At 57.9% G+C, this 1,588-nt stretch carries 1 rRNA gene (running past one end of the window); it reads right to left on the reverse strand.

What is annotated here, in order from left to right:
* Positions 1–1,280, reverse strand: a 23S ribosomal RNA gene (locus ACWGSR_RS20910) (it extends 1,489 nt beyond the left edge of the window).
* Between the last annotated feature and the right edge of the window lie 308 nt (positions 1,281–1,588).

Below are 1,588 nucleotides of genomic sequence, written 5' to 3' on the forward strand. Positions count from 1 at the left end.
GCATGCTGCAATGACACGACTTCGGCGGTACGCTTGAGCCCCGCTACATTGTCGGCGCGGAATCACTTGACCAGTGAGCTATTACGCACTCTTTCAAGGGTGGCTGCTTCTAAGCCAACCTCCTGGTTGTCTCTGCGACTCCACATCCTTTCCCACTTAGCGTACGCTTGGGGGCCTTAGTCGATGCTCTGGGCTGTTTCCCTCTCGACCATGGAGCTTATCCCCCACAGTCTCACTGCCGTGCTCTCACTTACCGGCATTCGGAGTTTGGCTAAGGTCAGTAACCCGGTAGGGCCCATCGCCTATCCAGTGCTCTACCTCCGGCAAGAAACACACGACGCTGCACCTAAATGCATTTCGGGGAGAACCAGCTATCACGGAGTTTGATTGGCCTTTCACCCCTAACCACAGGTCATCCCCCAGGTTTTCAACCCTGGTGGGTTCGGTCCTCCACGAAGTCTTACCTCCGCTTCAACCTGCCCATGGCTAGATCACTCCGCTTCGGGTCTTGAGCGTGCTACTAAGAGCGCCCTGTTCGGACTCGCTTTCGCTACGGCTTCCCCACACGGGTTAACCTCGCAACACACCGCAAACTCGCAGGCTCATTCTTCAAAAGGCACGCAGTCACGACATGCAAGCAAGCTTGCATGCGACGCTCCCACGGCTTGTAGGCACACGGTTTCAGGTACTATTTCACTCCGCTCCCGCGGTACTTTTCACCATTCCCTCACGGTACTATCCGCTATCGGTCACCAGGGAATATTTAGGCTTAGCGGGTGGTCCCGCCAGATTCACACGGGATTTCTCGGGCCCCGTGCTACTTGGGTGTCTCTCCAACGAGCCGCATGAATTTCGGCTACGGGGGTCTTACCCTCTACGCCGGACCTTTCGCATGTCCTTCGCCTATCCATACGGTTTCTGACTCGTCCTGTCGCCGGCAGACGACAGAAGAGAGATCCCACAACCCCGCATGCGCAACCCCTGCCGGGTCTCACACGCCTGCGGTTTGGCCTCATCCGGTTTCGCTCGCCACTACTCCCGGAATCACGGTTGTTTTCTCTTCCTGAGGGTACTGAGATGTTTCACTTCCCCTCGTTCCCTCCACATGCCCTATGTGTTCAGGCATGGGTGACAGCCCATGACGACTGCCGGGTTTCCCCATTCGGAAACCCCCGGATCAAAGCCTGGTTGACGGCTCCCCGGGGACTATCGTGGCCTCCCACGTCCTTCATCGGTTCCTGGTGCCAAGGCATCCACCGTGCGCCCTTAAAAACTTGGCCACAGATGCTCGCGTCCACTGTGTAGTTCTCAAACAACGACCAGCCACCCATCACCCCGCCGACATGCGGCGAGTGCACTGGGGCCGGCATCCTCGAAGGCAGACCATGACGGCCGTACCCTCAGACACCCAACAACGTGCCAGGCACGATCCCGCGGTTGTCCGTCACGTTCCACGCCGAAGCAGTACTGGTGAAGACAGCCTTGTGATCGTGCCAACTAATCAACGTTCCACCCATGAGCTGACCGTGCAGAACATTCGCCTGCATCCGGTGCTGTGCTCCTTAGAAAGGAGGTGATCCAGCCGCAC

The organism is Streptomyces sp. NPDC055632, from assembly GCF_053618675.1.